We start from the raw sequence: 15,216 nt of genomic DNA on the forward strand, positions 1-15,216 counted from the left end.
CGTATCGCGGGCGGCCACGGCGTGGTCAGCCCCTCGACTTCCAACAACGCCGAAAGCCGCTGTCCCCCTTGATGTGGGCGATGATCGGCGCCTCGGCCCTGGTCCACGTCGGCGCCGGAGTCTGGCTGTATCAGCAACGGTTTGAACTGGCCGAAGCCCCGCCCGCGCCGGCAGAGCCGCCGCCCACCATCATCGATCTGATCCGTCCGCCCTTGCCGCCCAAGCCGCAGACGACGCCTCTGGCCTCGCCTGCGCCGACGCCGCCGATCCATCGGCCGACGCAGGTCACGCCCAGCGATGTCGCGCCTCTGGAGGTCCCGGTCGCCCCGGTCGTCAGCCCTGACGCCGGGCCGGCCATCAACATCACCGCGCCTGCGGCCGAACCTTCGACCGGAACGGCGGCCACGCCCGAACCGCCCAAGCCCGCGCCGGTCATCACCCAGCCTGACTGGGTGCGCAGGCCCACGGCGGATCAGTTGATGCGCGCCTATCCGTCTGCCGCCGAGGCGCGCGGCGTCGGCGGGGTGGCGGAACTGTCCTGTCTGGTGCGCGTGGACGGCAGCCTGACCGGCTGTTCGGTCACGTCAGAGACGCCGGGCGATCAGGGATTCGGCCGGGCGGCGGTCAGCCTGAGCCGCTACTTCCGCCTCAGCCCGCGCACGGTGGACGGCCAGGCGGTCGACGGCGCCCGCGTCACCATGGCCATCCGCTTCGACCCGCCCAAAGGCTAAAGAAACCGCGAGGGATGGAGGGTCGGCTCGGCGACGGGCCGGCCCTCTGTCGCATCGGCGATGACGGCGCCGATCAGCGGACCCAGCAGCCAGCCGTTGCGACGCGGCCCCAGCGCAACATGAAGACCCGGCGCGACCTGCCCGGCCATCGGCAGGCCGTCCGGCGTCGTCCCCCGCACCCCTGCGCGCCAGTGGATCGTCAGCGGGCGCGGCGTCTGCCCCAGCACCTGCCATGCCGCCGCCAGCATGGCCTCGCAGCGCGCGGCGTCAGGGGTCAGGGACCGCTCGCCCGGCTCCATCGTCGCCCCGATCACGCTGCCCTCGCCCATAGGCGCGACATAGGCGCCCGGCCCGCGCACCACGTGCTCGACCAGAGCCTCCGAAACCACGCCGATCTGCCCGCGAACGGGCGTGACGAGCGCCACGAGCGCCTGCGCCTCGGGCGGCAGGCCCGCCAGCGACGGTTCGGCCCCGGTCGCCAACACCAGATGATCGGCGCGGAAGGCGCCCGCCGGAGTTTCGACGCGCCAGCCCTTGTCGTCTCGCGCCACGCGCTGCGCCCGCGCCTCGACCAGAGTCAGCCCCTGCGCCAGGGCGGCTAGGGCCTGAGGGGGATCGACCTTGGCGTCCTCGTGCGTGGTCAGGCGCGCATAGGCTTCGTCGTAGTCATGCTGAAAACCCAGCGCCGCGATCCGCGCCGCCAGTTCAGCGACGTTCCCGCCGCGCCATTCAGCCACATCGCCATACAGGCGCACGCCGGTCGCCTTAGCGAAGGCTGGCCAAAGGTCGCGCGCTCGCCGCAGCACCTGCGCCGTTTCCGGCGACAGATCGTCGATGGCGCATTCCATCGCGGGCGCGATCATGCCCGCCGCCACCGCCGAGGCGTTGACGCCGCCGGGGTCGACCACCGCCACGCGGCGTCCGCGTCGCCTTAGCTCCGCCGCCACGCACAGGCCCAGAGCGCCCGCGCCAATGACCACGGCGTCGAAGGAAGGTTCGGGAGAATAGAAAGGGGCACGGGATGTCCTTCGACCTCCCGCGCCCCGATTTCAACCGTCGATGGCGGTCTTTTATTCAGCAGCCAGCTTGGCCGCACGCGCCTCTTCCAGACGCTTGGTCAGGGCGGCGTGCTGGTCCCACAGGGCCTTCGGCAGGCGATCGCCGAACTTCTCGTAGAAGGCGGGGATCAGCGCCGCTTCCTCGGTCCAGACGTCGGCGTCGACATCCAGCAGGATCTTCAGATCGGCGTCTGACAGCGTCAGGCCCGACAGGTCCAGGGCATCCTTGGACGGCACGCGGCCGACCGGGGTGTCCACGGCCTCGGCCTGGCCGTCCAGACGCTCGACGATCCACTTGAGCACGCGGGCGTTATCGCCGAAGCCCGGCCACACGAACTTGCCTTCGTCGTTCTTGCGGAACCAGTTGACGAAGAACAGGCGCGGCAGCTTCGCGGCGTCGGTCTTCTGACCCATCTTCAGCCAGTGGCCGAAGTAGTCGCCCATGTTGTAGCCGCAGAAGGGCAGCATGGCGAAGGGGTCGCGGCGCAGTTCGCCGACCTTGTTCTCAGCCGCGGCGGTGCCTTCCGAGGCCACGGTCGACCCCAGGAAGACGCCGTGCTCCCAGTCGAAGGCTTCCGTCACCAGCGGCACGGCCGAGGCGCGGCGGCCGCCGAACAGGATGGCGTCGATCGGCACGCCCGCCGGGTCTTCCCACTCAGGCGCGATGGACGGGCACTGACCGGCCCAGACCGCGAAACGCGCGTTCGGGTGGGCGGCGGGCTCGCCCGAGGCCGGGTCGTGCGGCTGGCCCTTCCAGTTCGTCAGGCCTTCGGGCGCTTCCTTGGTCAGGCCTTCCCACCAGACGTCGCCGTCGGCGGTCAGGGCGACGTTGGTGAAGACGGTGTCCTTGGCCAGCGTCTCCAGCGCGTTCTTGTTGGTGTTGCGGCTGGTGCCCGGGGCCACGCCGAAGAAGCCCGCTTCCGGGTTCACAGCGTACAGGCGGCCGTCGTCGCCGAAGCGCATCCAGGCGATGTCGTCGCCGACCGTCTCGGCCTTCCAGCCGTCCAGCGACGGCTGCAGCATGGCCAGGTTGGTCTTGCCGCAAGCGCTCGGGAAGGCGGCCGCCACATACTTCGACACGCCCTCGGGGCTGGTCAGCTTGAGGATCAGCATGTGCTCGGCCAGCCACCCCTCGTCGCGGGCCATGATCGAGGCGATGCGCAGGGCGTAGCACTTCTTGCCCAGCAGGGCGTTGCCGCCGTAGCCCGAGCCGTAGGACCAGATTTCGCGCGTCTCGGGGAAGTGGACGATCCACTTGTCGTCGTTGCAGGGCCACGGCACGTCGGCCTGGCCCTCGGCCAGCGGCGCGCCCAGGGTGTGCACGGCCGGGACGAAGACGCCGTCGGCGCCCAGCATGTCCAGCGCGCCCTTGCCCATGCGGGTCATGATGCCCATCGACACGGCGACATAGCCGCTGTCGGTGATCTCGACGCCCAGGGCGGAGATCTTGGAGCCCAGCGGCCCCATGCAGAACGGAACGACATACATCGTCCGGCCCTTCATGCAGCCTTCGAACAGGCCGTCCAGACGGGCGCGCATCTCGACCGGGTCGGACCAGTTGTTGGTCGGGCCGGCGTCGGCCTCGTCCTGCGAGCAGATGAAGGTGCGGCTCTCGACGCGGGCCACGTCCTTGGGGTCAGAGGCGGCGTAATAGCAGCCGGGGCGCTTGGCCTGATCCAGTTCCTTCAGCGTGCCCTTGCCGATCAGGTCGGCCACGATGGCCGACTTCTCGGCGTCCGAGCCGTCGCACCAGTGAACACGGTCCGGCTTGGTCAGGGCGGCGATCTGCTCCACCCAGGCGACAAGGCCCTTGTGTTCGGTGGGCGCCGGATGGAGTCCGGGAATCGATTGCGTCACGTCTTGCTCTCCTGAAGCTGCGCGCGCCGATCTGTCGTCGCCGTCACGCAATAAGCTGATCACGCTGTGTTACGCGGGCAATGAACCCGACGGGACGTAAGGTCAACCGCTGCACGTTTCATTCCCCCGTTATCCGGGCCAGGCCGCCCACGCGCACAATTAAATCGTCAGAGCGCGCCCCAAGGGCTATCTCCTTCGGCGTGAAGACGATGGATTCTGCAATATCGACATCGGCCGGCGCCCCTGACGCGCTGATTTCGCCGGCAGCCGAACGCAACAGCGCGGCGATACTTCAGGTTCTGCGCGCCCATCTGCCCGCCCAGGGCCGGGTGCTGGAGATCGCCGCCGGATCGGGTCAGCACGCCGCCGCTTTCGCCGCCGCCCTGCCCGGCCTGGACTGGATTCCCAGCGACCCCAGCCCTCAGGCCCGCGCCAGCATCGAGGCGTGGCGGGCGCATACAGGCGTCGCAAACCTGCACCCTGCACAGGCCGTTGACATGCTGGACGACGCCAGCTGGCCGTCGGAGCCGCTGAACGCCATCGTCTGCATCAACATGATCCACATCAGCCCGTGGACGGCGGCCGAAGGCCTGATGCAACTGGCCGAGCGGTCGCTGACGCGTCCCGGCGGTTTGCTTTACCTCTATGGCCCCTATCGCGAGACTGAGGTTCCGCTGGCGCCGTCCAACGCGGCCTTCGACGAGAGCCTGAAGGCGCGCGATCCGGCCTGGGGCCTGCGCGACCGGGGCGAGGTCGAAACGCTCGCCCGGTCGCATGGCCTGGCCCTGACGCTGCGGCGAGCCATGCCCGCCAACAACCTGAGCCTGATCTTCCGCCGGATTTAGATGGCGGCGACGACGGCCGTCAGTTCGGCGCGGTCGTTCAGCAGGGCGACCTTGCCGTCGCGGAAGGCCGCGCCCGGCGCATCGGCCGCTTGGCCAAAGATTTCGGCCGTCAGCGCCACGCCGTCGGCGAAAGCCAGAACCGGCAGTCCCTGCGCCTTGGCCAGGCTCACCAGCGCCTTGACCTGAACCAGGCCGGCTTCGTCCGAGTCGCCGCCCGGAACCACCACGCCCTGAACACGGCCGCCGGTGATGTCGTCGGCCGTAGCCGTGGCCAGAACCGTCAACCCGCCGGAATTCAAGCTGCCCTCGCCCGACGAGATCGGAGCCAGCGACACGCCTTCAAAGCGCAGAGCGGTCTCCATGTCCCCCAATTCGCCGAAATCCATGCCCTTGCGCATGATCAGGCCGAAGCGCAGGCGGGTCGGTGCGGGGCGGTTGCCGTATTGGCGGGAACGAGGGCCGGTCGCGGTCTTGCGTTGAGCGTACAAAACGTCTCCTTCAAAGGTTATCGATCAATATTCGCGGACAGTTCCTAAAAACCGTTGCGCCCTGCGTGTCGAAATTCGGTCAGACACGGCAAACGTCGCGATCCGAATCGATCGGAGGCGAACGTGTCAAAATCATCAGGGTGACTGCTGATATAGGCTTATGATGCTCAAGGTCAACTTGGCGACGAAAACGTGACCTGAAACACAAAGGCGGAAAATCTGGACCCTGGCGAGCGGCGGCCAGCCTTGCCTGAGCCCACAACCCCGCCCTACACAGCCGATCGCATCGCAGAGAGTCAGTCAGCTCATGGCCTTCGTCCGCACCTATGACGGCGCAGAACCCGTCCGCATCAACAAATGGCTGGGCCAGACCGGCGTCTGCTCGCGCCGCGAGGCCGAGGGGCTGATCGCCGAGGGCCTGGTCAGCATCGACGGCGAGGTGGTGCGCGACGCGGGCCGCAAGATCGAACCGGGCCAGACGTTGACCCTCAACGACAAGGGCGAGGCGGCGCTGGCGGCGGGCGTCGCCATCTTGCTGCACAAGCCGGTCGGATACGTCTCGGGCCAGCCGGAACCCGGCAAGATCCCCGCCGTGCGCCTGCTGACCGCCGCCAACAAGGTCGGTGAAGGCGAAGTCCCGGCGCGCGACGCCTCCCTGCCCCCGGTCGGCCGGCTGGACGAAGATCTGCGCGGCCTGCTGCTGCTGTCGTCGGACGGGGTGGTGGCCAAGGCGGTGATCGGGCCACAGTCCGATCTCGACAAGGAATACCTGGTCCGGGTCGCCGGTCAGGTGACGGAGGCCAAACTGTCCCAACTGCGCCACGGGCTGGAGCTGGACGGCCGCCAGCTGAAGCCCGCCCGCGTCACCCAGATGGAGCCCCAGCGCCTGCGCTTTCTGCTGCGCGAGGGCCGCAACCGCCAGATCCGCCGCATGTGCGAACTGGTCGGGCTGGAGGTCGTCGACCTCTATCGCATCCGCATCGGCCCGGTGAAGCTGGGCGACCTGCCCGAAGGCCGCTGGCGGATGCTGACGGCCGACGAGCGGGCGGCGCTGATCAAGGGCTGATCGGCGCCGTCATGGCCGCCAGGCGGCTCAGTTCGGCGACATGGGAGGCGAAGGCCGCCTTGCCCCCGGTGAGGCTGAGCCAGGTGCGCTGCCGCCCGCCCTGCGCCGCCTTGCGGACAGCAAGGTAACCGGCCTCCTCCAGCGTCTTCACGTGTTTCGACAGGACGGAGTCCGACACCTGAATGGCGTCGCGCACCACCGCGAACTCGGCTTCGGCGGCGGACAGGATGGCGCAGATCTGCAGCCTGCCCGGCGCATGGATCACAGGATCGAAAACCGGCGGCTTCACGACAGGCTCCGCACGTCGATGCGGTACAGGCGCATCCAGACCCTCATGCCGACGACGCCCAGAGCGGCGGCCGCCAAACCGTTGGCGAAGGGAACCCAGACGACGCCCTGCACCCGGCCGAACCAGATGCTGACGCCCATCAATCCCATCAGGATCGCCGCCAGGCCAAAGGCGGCCCAGCGGGCGCGACGCGGGGCGTATCCGTTCACCCAAACGCCTGTGCGATCCTGCCAAACCCGCATGATCGTCGCCAGAATGGCGATGGCGACAACCACGCAGGCCATCGCGATCGCGGTCGGGAAGCCCTGCCCCGCCACGAGAAGCCCGCACGCCAGGGCGTAGCCGGCGTCATACCACCACGGCCAATAGTTCATTTTTCCGAGCGCCTGTTCGCGCGTCTGGCGAATCTGCTCCAGAGCGGCCTTCGCGTCTTGCGTATCTGACATGGATGAATCCCTCACTTTCCAGAGCGGAAAATGACGATGACTTTCCACTTCGTCAAGTCATAACTTTCCAGGAGGGAAAGTTATCTGAGCGCCTCGAACCACCGCTGCAGCAATGCAGCTTCGGCGCGGTGAGCAGCGGTTCGGGCAGCCGCCTCTTCGTCCACGCCCCAGCGCTCCTCGGTGAAGGCTTCGTCCAGCCGCGACAGGTCCAGCGCCGTCTCGCCCGACAGCGCGCCGCGCTGCACCGCCAGCCCCAGCACCGCCGAGCCGAACAGAGGCACGGCCGTCGCCAGCCCGGTCAGGGCGAAGTCGTCCATCTCGAGGGCCAGGGCCTCGACCCGCGCCAGAGCCTGCGGCGCCTGCGGCCGATGAATGATGCCCTCGACCGGTTGCAGTTCGACCCCCAGTTCGCGCGCGGCCCAGTCGCGCCACGGCCCCCACTCCGCCTGCTGGCGCTCGATCAGCCCCGACGGCGTCTCGGCCAGGTAGCAGAGCACGTCCGACCCGGCGTAGCGGGCGATCTCTTCGGCAACAGGCGCGCGCGTCTGGCTGACCCGGTCGATGGCGGTCGAGGCCAGTCGGGTGGCGGGCATGGTGGCCGGCAACAGGTGCTCGCCCTGATCGTTCCACTCCTCGGCCACCAGTCCCGCGGCGGTCTCGGTCGGCAGGACGATGGCGTTTCCGGCGGGCGTCTTGGGCGCGCGGCCGTCCAGCAGGACGATCCAGCCGCTCTCGCGGGCTTCGACCCCGGCGGCCTTCCAGAAGCGCTTGATGCGCTCCTCGGATTCACGGAAGCCCTTCTGGGCGGCGACGTTGGGATCAAGCGGAGGAATGTGGGACATGATGAACTTCTAGGCGAACAGCTTGGTCGAGGCGAAACGATCGAGCGCCGCCTCCAGGTCAGGAAAATCGGCGGCGATGTGCAGCGCGCCCGCAGCGGCCTGCTCCTCCACCGTGTGAAAGCCCCAGCCGACCCCCAGCGGATGCACCCCAGCCGCTACGGCCATTGTGATGTCGTGGCTGGTGTCCCCGATCATGACGGTCGAGGCGGCGTCGGCGCCGCAAGCGTGCATGGCGGCGCGCAGCATGGCCGGGTCCGGCTTTCCGGGTCCATCCTCGGCGCAGTGGCTGGACAGGAAGAGATCGTTCCACTCGGGCCGCGCCAGGTTGCGAGCCACCCCGCGCCGGTTCTGCCCCGTCGCCAGCGACAGACGCCAACCGTCGCGCTTCAGCCGCCGCAGGGTGTCCATGACGCCGGGATAGAGGGGCTCCTCATGCCCCGCCTCATACATGGCGCGGAAGCTGGCCTGGAAAGCCGCGACGAAGTCCGCCAGTTCGGCGTCGGTCAGCGACGGCTCCAGCACATGCAGGGCGTGAGGCAGGCTCAGACCGACAATCTGGCGCACTCGGTCGTATTCCGGTTCCGGCAGGCCAAGCACCAGCGCCGCCTCGCAGGCCGCGCGATGGATCGAGGCGCGGCTGTCGACCAGGGTGCCGTCGATGTCGAAGACGGCGAGAGGAGCGTCGGAAGTGATCATGTCAGACAGGCACGATGTCAAAGGCGACGGACAGACGGGGCTGGTCGCCGGTAAAGGGCACGGTGCCGTGCCACAGGCAGGACGGGAACAGCGCCAGCTTGCCCGGCTGCGGCTTTTCATACCGCAGCGGCTCCAGGGGCTGCGGCGTCGGGAACGGCGGCTGACCCAAGGCCAGCCAGCCCTCGCGACCGCCCGCCTCGACCACCGGCGGCACGTCGATGTAGCAGGCGGAGGAATACCAGCCCTTGGGGTGGATGTGGTGTTCGTGAAAGCCGCCCGGCGCCAGCCGCACGGACCAGCAGCCGTTCAGCCTGTAATCGCCGCTGTTGCGACGCCGAACCGGGTCGCCGCCCTGCCCTAGCCGCGCCAGATGACGACGGATCGGCCCGTCGATGGCGGTGAAGAAGGCGCGGATGGCCGGATCATCGACCAGGGTCAGATCTACCGGGGTCTGCGTCCCATGACGCAGGCTCTGACCCAGCGGATGGTTCTGATAGGCGTGCTGCGCCAGCAGGGCCGCCTGCAGGTCCGCCAGATAGGCGCCCAGATCGTTCCAGCCCGGCGGGGTGTCGATGGTCTGTGCGCTGACAAGACCGTCCATATCATCGAGGCCCAGCGCATCGGCCTGTCCCTTCACCCGGCTGGCCGTGGCGTGCAGGGCCAGAACCTTCTGATGGACGACCGGCGCGCCGGAAAGCTGGTCCAGTATTTCGAGGGCGCCGTCGGCGTCGCCCGTGGCGACAAGGGCTTCGGCCAGGCTGATCCAGGAATCGATCGTCTGCGGCGCCAGCTCGGTCGCCCTGCGCGCATGTCCGATCGCGAGCGCCGGGTCAAAGGTCAGGGCCAGTTGTCCGGCCGCCAGTTCGACCGACGCGGAACGGGCGCCGCCCGCCTTGGCCCGCTGCGTCAGTTCGGCCCACGCCTCGCGCGGATCGCCGCCGCCATACATCAGCACCAAGGCCAGACAGGTCAGCAGATCGCCGTCGCCCGGCGCCGTCGCCAGCGCGTTCAGCACCGGCGCTCTGGCGGCCTCTACATCGCCGCCGCGCATCCAGATCAGCTGGGCCAGTTCGCGAACCGCCTCGCCATAGGCCGGGCGGCGTTCTACGGCGCGGCGATAGGCGTCCTCGGCCTCATCCAGCCGGGCGCAGCCGGATAGGGCGCGCGCCAGAACAAGCCAGGTCTCGGGCGCATCGCCACCGTTGGCGAATGCCTGATGCGCCGTCTCGACCGCCTCGGCATTGCGGCCCATGTCGCCCAGCAGGGCGGCCAGATTGTGCCGTGCGGTGACGCTGTTCGGCGCCGCCTTGACCTGCTCACGCCGGATGGCCAGCGCGTCCTCGAAACGCTCCATCGCCTTCAGCAGATCGACCTGAAACGACAGGACGCCCGCGCGATCGGCCGGCGGCGCCTGCTCCAGCTCCGCCAGCGCCCCCGTCAAGTCGCCTTGCTGAGCCAGGGCCTGAGCCCGCTGGAGCCTCATATGAACCCCCGGCGCGGTACTCATCGCATCCGCCGCACGCCCTCGAAGGGATCCTCGTCGGCCTCGTCCTCGGAGAAGCCGAAGTGGTTGAAACCGGCCTTCATCTCAGGGCTCAACGGCGCCTCGACGATCAGCTTGCCCCCGCCGGGGTGGTCCAGCTCGATGCGGCGGGCGTGAAGCTGCAGCTTCAGCGGGCCGGACAGTTCGCGGGACTTGTCGTCGCCGTATTTGGGGTCGCCCAGGATCGGGTGGCCGATGGCCGCCATGTGGGCGCGCAACTGGTGCGTCCGGCCGGTGAAGGGGCGCAGCGCCATCCAGGCCGCGCGGTGGGCGGCCCGGCTGATGGTGGCGAAGGCGGTCTCGGCCGGTTCGGCCTTGGGGTCCTTGGGCTCGGCCGGGCGCATCATCTCGAAGTCGTTGATGCCGGTCTTCTTCAACGCCATGTCGATCTGGCCCGCCGAAGGCTTGGGGTTGCCGATGACGATGGCCCAATAGGTCTTCTTGGCCTGACGACGGGCGAAGGCGCCGGCCAGACGCTTGGCCGCTTCAGGCCCCTTGCCCAGCAGCAGCACGCCCGAGGTGTCGCGGTCCAGGCGGTGAACCAGCCGCGGCCGGTCCATCCCCTCGCCCCAGGCCGACAACAGGCGGTCGACGTGCTTGGTCGTCTTGGTCCCGCCCTGCACGGCCAGGCCGTGCGGCTTGTTCAGGGCGATGACCATGTGATCTTCGTACAGCACCAGCGACTTGGCGTAGGCGATGTCGCGCTCGGTCAGTTCATGCAGGTCGCCGGGCTTGCGCGGATTGGCCTCGGGCAGCGGCGGCACGCGCACGGCGGCGCCGGCGGTCAGGCGATCCTGCGGTTTGACGCGCGAGCCGTCGACGCGGATCTGGCCGCTGCGGGCCATCTTCTCGACCTGGATATGGGTCAGGTGCGGCCAGCGTCGCTTGAACCAGCGATCCAAGCGGATGTCGTCTTCATCCTCGGCGACATAGAGGGTCTGGACTTCGCGGCTCATGCGCCCACTCCGGTAAACAGTTTGCGCGCGATCATCAGGCCGACGAACAGGGCGGCGATGGCGAGAACCACCGAACCCGCCGCATAAACCAAAGCCGAGACGATTTCACGGCGTTCGATCATCAGGGCCGTTTCCAGCGAGAAGGCGGAAAAGGTCGTGAACCCGCCCAGCACGCCGACGGCGGCGAACAGGCGGATGTTCTCCTGCCCCGCCCCCGCCTTCAACGTCAGCCAGCCGGTCAGCAGTCCCATCAGCAGGCCGCCGATGACATTGGCGGTCAGGGTCGCCCATGGCCAGGCCGCGCCCGGCGCCAGGCGGCCCGCCGCCAGACCCAGCCCATAGCGGGCCATAGCCCCCAGGCCGCCGCCGATCGCCACCAGCAAGAAACGTGTCATGCTGGCGGCTTATACTGTTCCGACGTCATTTGCGAAGGCCGCCAGGTTGCGGCGATCCCGCGCTGGGCTGTTCCAGGCCCTTATAGGCGCGGACGAATGGCGTCCTGGACCCCTCGCGCGTCATAGGCTTCCCGACGGTCCGGGCGCTGGCCGCGCCCCATGACGATCTCCAGTGTCGTCGATGTCGGCTGCGGCCCGCTGAGGTCGAAGCCGAGGCCGACGCCGACGCCCGAGGTCGACCATCCGCCGTAACGGCCCGAGCTGGCGCCCACCGATACGCTGGGACGCACGCCACCGGCGCTTTCGGGACGACCGTCGATCCAGCGCTGCGTCACCTCGAACCAGTCGTAGCCCTGCTCGACCGTCAGTTGGGCGGCGCGGAACAGGGCCATGTCGGCCACCGGGCCGGGCGCGCCGACGCCTCTGTAGGTCACGCGGAAACGGTCGCGTTCGATCTGCTGGTCGGAATAGCCCTGCCCGTTCGGTCCCATCTGCTGGCCATAGGGCGCCAGGCTGGCGCAGGCGGTCAGGGCCAAGGCCGAAGCGGCGATCGTGACGATGGCGAGGCGTTTCATGCGCGTGTCTCCCACGCCCGAACAGCGCACGGGCGGGCCGGATTGTTCCGCTGTGAAGCTGAATAGGGGATGAAGCGGCGCCGGCGTCTCTCGCAGTTCCACCGTCATCCTCGGCGTTGACTCGAGGGTCGAGCGTCCGCGCGGCGCACCGCATCTGCTAAAGGCCGGCGGCCTCGCGCAGGGACTGGAAATCTTCAGGCTCCGGCGCCTCGACAGTCACGCGGCCGCCGTCGGGGTGGGGAAAACTCAGCTTCGCCGCGTGCAGCATCAGCCGCGGCGCCGCGCGCCCGGCGAAGGTCAGGGCCCCGCCATAGCGGACATCGCCGACCAGCGGGCGACCGATGGAAGCCATGTGGACGCGAAGTTGGTGCATCCGCCCCGTCTCGGGCGAGAGTTCGACCACCGCCCCGTCCTGACCGGAGACCAGAGTGCGGTAGCTGCTGGCGGCCCCTTGCGCGCCCGGCGCATCGAACGCCACGACCCGCATATAGCTTTCACGGCCGATCTCTTCGCGGCGCAGGGCCGAGGTGATGCGGCCAGCCTTGGGCTCCGGCGCCTCTGCGACAAGCGCCAGATAGGTTTTCTGGAACTTGCGCATCTGCATCGCCTTGCCGAAGAAACCGGCGGCGGGCTTGGTCTTTGCGGCCAGGATGACGCCCGAGGTGTCTCGATCCAGCCGATGGACCAACTCCGGCCGCTTGCCGTTCGAGCGAGCGAAGGCCCACAGCAGGTCGTCCAGCGTATGCGCCTGAATGCGGCCGCCCTGGCTGGACAGGCCCGACGGCTTGTTGAAGGCGATCAGATGCGCGTCTTCATGCACCACCCAGGAACGGACGGCGGCGATCTCTTCTTCGGTCAGGGAAACAGGCTGGCGAGTCTTCACCCGCCGAGCCTTTAGCCGAGCAAGGCCCGGTTCGCCATGCTTCTCAGCGGATCAGACCCTTGCGGCGCGCCCAGTGGGCATAGGCGATCTGGATGACGAAAACGGCGGCGACCGCCCCGACAGAGGCCAGCCCCGCGGCGCCCAACACCTCGCGCCCATTGCTCAGCGCCAGCACGTAGACAGCGTGCGCCAGCATGGCGATGAGGCCCGCGACGAAGGCGTTGAAGGCCAGCTTGCGCCGCAGCAACAGCATCAGCGCGCCCAGCAGGCCGCACCATACCGCCACGCCGAAGGCCACATCCGTCCACATCGGGGCCGAGCGCAGATAGAAGACCTGCTCCATCGTCAGGGCGCTCCAATAGGCCTGCGCGCCGGTCACCTTCTGGTACCATTGCCAAACGCCGGCGCCGTTCCAGAGCACTGAGGCGGCGGCGATGGCCCACAGATGCCACGGCGCCGTCGGGCGCTTCGAAATATCGACCATCATTCTTCCCCCACAGCCTGAGCGCCAATAGCTACGCCGAAATAGGTCGCCGCAACAAGGGTTTCGGGTGAATCTTACGCCCCATGGCTCAGTCGTGCGCCCGGCGAACAGAACCCGCTAAAGCGGCCAGGCCTAAGTCTTATCCGCCTGCATCCGCGCCCGCATCGCCGCCCAGCGTTCCAGGCGCGCCTTGACCTTCTCCTCATGGCCCTCGCCCTTGGGCTTATAGAAGGTGCGGCGCTCCATTTCGTCGGGGAAGAAGTCGGCGCCGGAGAAGCCCTCGGGGGTGTCGGGATCGTATTGATAGCCCTTGCCGTAGCCCAGCGACTTCATCAGCTTGGTCGGGGCGTTGCGAATGTGGGCCGGGGGTATAAGGGAGCCGGTCTCGTGCGCCGCCTTCTTCGCCGCCTTGAAGGCTTCGTAGACCCCGACCGACTTCGGCGCCGTTGCCAGGTGGACGACCGCCTGGGCCAGAGCCAGCTCCCCTCGGGCGAGCCGAGGAAGTCGTAGGTATCCTTGGCCGCATTGGCGACCAGGATGGACAGAGGGTCGGCCTGACCGATGTCCTCGACCGCCATGCGGACGATCCGCCGAGCCAGATAGAGCGGGTCCTCGCCCCCGTTCAGCATCCGCGCCAGCCAGTAGAGCGCCGCGTCCGGGTCCGACCCGCGCACCGACTTATGCAGGGCGGAGATGAGGTTGTAATGCTCCTCACGCGACTTGTCGTAGGCGGGGGCGCGCTTCTGCAGCACGCCCGCCAAGGCCTGAACGTCCAGCGGCTCGACATCCGTCAGATCGAACAGCACCTCGGACATGGTCAGCAGATAGCGCCCGTCGCCGTCAGCCAGGGCCAGCATGGCCTGCCGCGCTTCCGGCGTCAGCGGTAGAGGCTTGCCCATCAGCGCCTCGGCACGCTCCAGCAGCAGGTCCAGAGAGGCGTCGTCCAGCCGCTTCAGCACATAGACCTGGCTGCGCGACAGCAGGGCGCCGTTCAACTCGAAGCTGGGGTTCTCCGTCGTGGCGCCGACCAGGGTGACGATCCCCTCCTCCACGAAGGGCAGGAAGCCGTCCTGCTGGGCGCGGTTGAAGCGGTGGATCTCGTCGACGAACAGCAGGGTCTTCTGCCCCGCCGCCCGGCGCATCCGCGCGGCCTCGAACGCCTTCTTCAGGTCGGCCACGCCCGAGAAGACGGCGCTAATGGATTGATATTCATAGCCCGCCGCTTTGGCCAGCAGGCGGGCGATGGTGGTCTTTCCCGTCCCAGGCGGCCCCCACAGGATCATGGAGCCGAGGCGTCCGGCCTCGATCATGCGGCGGATCGGACCGCCTTCGCCCAGCAGGTGATCCTGGCCCACCACCTGGTCCAGCGCCTGCGGGCGCAGACGGTCGGCGAGCGGCGCGTCGGGAGGATGAATGCCGGAGGCTTCGAACAAATCAGTCATGGAACGCTCTAGATAGGCGTTCGTTCGGGCGACTGCACCCGCTACAACGCCTCCAAGGAGGAATCGCATGACAGAACCCAAGCCCGATCAGGGACCGCGCGGCGGGGTGACGCCCCATCTGACCATTCCCTCGCGCGGCGCGGCCGCAGCGATCGAATTCTACGCCCGCGCCTTCGGAGCCGAGGAAGTCATGCGGATGCCCGCCGAGGACGGCGAGCGCCTGATGCACGCCCATCTGCGCATCAACGGCGGCAGCCTCATGCTGGCCGACGAATTCCCCGAATGGACCGGCGAGGCCGACATCAAGCCGGTCGGCGTCAGCCTGCATCTTCAGGTCGACGACGCCGATGAATGGTGGGGCCGCGCCCTGGTCAACGGCGCCATCCCGGTCATGCCGCTGGAGGACCAGTTCTGGGGCGACCGCTACGGCCAGGTTCGCGACCCCTTCGGCCACCTATGGAGCATCGGCGGGCCGGTGAAGGGGTAAGGGCCCCGCTGCCGTCGCATCCAAAAAAGCGCAACCCTCTCCCTCCCCTTCATGGGGAGGGTGGCTGAGGCGAAGCCGAAGCCGGGTGGGGGCGGCGAGGCTATTCAAGCGCCGCACTCGGATCACCCGGCCC

General features: G+C 68.5%; 17 protein-coding genes and 1 pseudogene. 4 read left to right on the forward strand and 14 right to left on the reverse strand.

Features of this window, described 5'->3' with window-relative positions:
- The first annotated feature begins 80 nt into the window (after nt 1–80).
- Entirely contained in the window at nt 81–731 is a 651-nt protein-coding gene (locus tag V8F63_RS16170) for a TonB family protein (RefSeq protein ID WP_392354085.1), read from the forward strand.
- Here the strand turns inward: V8F63_RS16170 and V8F63_RS16175 are convergent.
- Nucleotides 728–1,711 (reverse strand): FAD-dependent oxidoreductase, encoded by a 984-nt coding sequence (locus V8F63_RS16175; protein ID WP_392354086.1) that lies wholly within the window; start codon nt 1,709–1,711, stop codon nt 728–730. The genes V8F63_RS16170 and V8F63_RS16175 overlap by 4 nt on opposite strands.
- 90 nt (nt 1,712–1,801) lie before the next feature.
- Nucleotides 1,802–3,646, reverse strand: a complete 1,845-nt coding sequence (locus tag V8F63_RS16180) for a phosphoenolpyruvate carboxykinase (GTP) (protein ID WP_392354087.1) — start codon at nt 3,644–3,646, stop codon at nt 1,802–1,804.
- Between the two features lie 209 nt (nt 3,647–3,855).
- Between V8F63_RS16180 and V8F63_RS16185 the strand changes: the two genes are divergently transcribed.
- Nucleotides 3,856–4,491, forward strand: a complete 636-nt coding sequence (locus V8F63_RS16185) for a DUF938 domain-containing protein (protein ID WP_392354088.1) — start codon at nt 3,856–3,858, stop codon at nt 4,489–4,491.
- Here V8F63_RS16185 and V8F63_RS16190 read toward each other — a convergent pair.
- Nucleotides 4,488–4,979 carry a hypothetical protein gene (locus V8F63_RS16190; RefSeq protein WP_244093376.1) on the reverse strand — a complete coding sequence of 164 codons (492 nt, stop codon included), beginning with the start codon at nt 4,977–4,979 and terminating at the stop codon, nt 4,488–4,490. The two genes, V8F63_RS16185 and V8F63_RS16190, sit on opposite strands and share 4 nt — an antisense overlap.
- A gap of 307 nt (nt 4,980–5,286) precedes the next feature.
- Between V8F63_RS16190 and V8F63_RS16195 the strand changes: the two genes are divergently transcribed.
- Nucleotides 5,287–6,045, forward strand: coding sequence for a pseudouridine synthase (locus V8F63_RS16195; RefSeq protein WP_392354089.1), 759 nt, complete (start codon nt 5,287–5,289; stop codon nt 6,043–6,045).
- On the opposite strand, the gene V8F63_RS16200 is transcribed toward V8F63_RS16195, so the two are convergent.
- From V8F63_RS16200 to V8F63_RS16250, 11 genes and pseudogenes are all read right to left on the reverse strand, one after another.
- Complete coding sequence (locus V8F63_RS16200) at nt 6,035–6,334, reverse strand: transcriptional regulator (RefSeq protein ID WP_392354090.1); 300 nt, start codon at nt 6,332–6,334, stop codon at nt 6,035–6,037. The genes V8F63_RS16195 and V8F63_RS16200 overlap by 11 nt on opposite strands.
- Nucleotides 6,331–6,780, reverse strand: a complete 450-nt coding sequence (locus V8F63_RS16205; RefSeq protein ID WP_025977615.1) for a hypothetical protein — start codon at nt 6,778–6,780, stop codon at nt 6,331–6,333. The genes V8F63_RS16200 and V8F63_RS16205 overlap by 4 nt, the downstream gene beginning before the upstream one ends.
- Before the next feature lie 80 nt (nt 6,781–6,860).
- Entirely contained in the window at nt 6,861–7,622 is a 762-nt protein-coding gene (locus V8F63_RS16210; RefSeq protein ID WP_392354091.1) for an ATP12 family protein, read from the reverse strand.
- Between the two features lie 9 nt (nt 7,623–7,631).
- The gene (locus V8F63_RS16215) at nt 7,632–8,318 is read right to left on the reverse strand and encodes an HAD-IA family hydrolase (RefSeq protein WP_392354092.1); all 687 of its coding nucleotides are present in this window, start codon (nt 8,316–8,318) and stop codon (nt 7,632–7,634) included.
- Between the two features lies 1 nt (nt 8,319).
- Nucleotides 8,320–9,825 (reverse strand): putative 2OG-Fe(II) oxygenase, encoded by a 1,506-nt coding sequence (locus V8F63_RS16220; RefSeq protein WP_392354093.1) that lies wholly within the window; start codon nt 9,823–9,825, stop codon nt 8,320–8,322.
- Nucleotides 9,822–10,817: an RluA family pseudouridine synthase gene (locus V8F63_RS16225; RefSeq protein ID WP_025977619.1), complete on the reverse strand. Its 996-nt coding sequence runs from the start codon at nt 10,815–10,817 to the stop codon at nt 9,822–9,824. The genes V8F63_RS16220 and V8F63_RS16225 overlap by 4 nt, the downstream gene beginning before the upstream one ends.
- Complete coding sequence (crcB, locus tag V8F63_RS16230) at nt 10,814–11,212, reverse strand: fluoride efflux transporter CrcB (protein WP_392354094.1); 399 nt, start codon at nt 11,210–11,212, stop codon at nt 10,814–10,816. The genes V8F63_RS16225 and crcB overlap by 4 nt, the downstream gene beginning before the upstream one ends.
- An 80-nt stretch (nt 11,213–11,292) precedes the next feature.
- Complete coding sequence (locus tag V8F63_RS16235; RefSeq protein WP_278069368.1) at nt 11,293–11,787, reverse strand: CC0125/CC1285 family lipoprotein; 495 nt, start codon at nt 11,785–11,787, stop codon at nt 11,293–11,295.
- A 157-nt stretch (nt 11,788–11,944) separates the two neighbouring features.
- Nucleotides 11,945–12,670: an RluA family pseudouridine synthase gene (locus V8F63_RS16240; RefSeq protein WP_392354095.1), complete on the reverse strand. Its 726-nt coding sequence runs from the start codon at nt 12,668–12,670 to the stop codon at nt 11,945–11,947.
- A gap of 43 nt (nt 12,671–12,713) precedes the next feature.
- Nucleotides 12,714–13,154: a hypothetical protein gene (locus tag V8F63_RS16245; protein WP_392354096.1), complete on the reverse strand. Its 441-nt coding sequence runs from the start codon at nt 13,152–13,154 to the stop codon at nt 12,714–12,716.
- Nucleotides 13,155–13,286: 132 nt separating this feature from the next.
- Nucleotides 13,287–14,596, reverse strand: a pseudogene (locus tag V8F63_RS16250) (replication-associated recombination protein A).
- Nucleotides 14,597–14,663: 67 nt separating this feature from the next.
- Between V8F63_RS16250 and V8F63_RS16255 the strand changes: the two are divergent.
- On the forward strand, nt 14,664–15,083 hold the full coding sequence (locus V8F63_RS16255) for a glyoxalase/bleomycin resistance/extradiol dioxygenase family protein (protein WP_024353942.1): 420 nt from the start codon (nt 14,664–14,666) through the stop codon (nt 15,081–15,083).
- The last annotated feature ends 133 nt before the right edge of the window (nt 15,084–15,216 follow it).

It is taken from the genome of Brevundimonas sp. LF-1 (assembly GCF_037055305.1).
Taxonomy (GTDB): Bacteria; Pseudomonadota; Alphaproteobacteria; order Caulobacterales; family Caulobacteraceae; genus Brevundimonas; species Brevundimonas sanguinis.

Coding starts and splice junctions, on each gene's coding strand:
- V8F63_RS16210 (WP_392354091.1), bottom strand. CDS start 7,622: ATGTCCCACATTCCTCCGCTTGATCCCAACGTCGCCGCCCAGAAGGGC.
- V8F63_RS16245 (WP_392354096.1), bottom strand. CDS start 13,154: ATGGTCGATATTTCGAAGCGCCCGACGGCGCCGTGGCATCTGTGGGCC.
- V8F63_RS16185 (WP_392354088.1), top strand. CDS start 3,856: ATGGATTCTGCAATATCGACATCGGCCGGCGCCCCTGACGCGCTGATT.
- V8F63_RS16205 (WP_025977615.1), bottom strand. CDS start 6,780: ATGTCAGATACGCAAGACGCGAAGGCCGCTCTGGAGCAGATTCGCCAG.
- V8F63_RS16170 (WP_392354085.1), top strand. CDS start 81: ATGATCGGCGCCTCGGCCCTGGTCCACGTCGGCGCCGGAGTCTGGCTG.
- V8F63_RS16195 (WP_392354089.1), top strand. CDS start 5,287: ATGGCCTTCGTCCGCACCTATGACGGCGCAGAACCCGTCCGCATCAAC.
- V8F63_RS16235 (WP_278069368.1), bottom strand. CDS start 11,787: ATGAAACGCCTCGCCATCGTCACGATCGCCGCTTCGGCCTTGGCCCTG.
- V8F63_RS16220 (WP_392354093.1), bottom strand. CDS start 9,825: ATGAGTACCGCGCCGGGGGTTCATATGAGGCTCCAGCGGGCTCAGGCC.
- crcB (WP_392354094.1), bottom strand. CDS start 11,212: ATGACACGTTTCTTGCTGGTGGCGATCGGCGGCGGCCTGGGGGCTATG.
- V8F63_RS16255 (WP_024353942.1), top strand. CDS start 14,664: ATGACAGAACCCAAGCCCGATCAGGGACCGCGCGGCGGGGTGACGCCC.
- V8F63_RS16215 (WP_392354092.1), bottom strand. CDS start 8,318: ATGATCACTTCCGACGCTCCTCTCGCCGTCTTCGACATCGACGGCACC.
- V8F63_RS16225 (WP_025977619.1), bottom strand. CDS start 10,817: ATGAGCCGCGAAGTCCAGACCCTCTATGTCGCCGAGGATGAAGACGAC.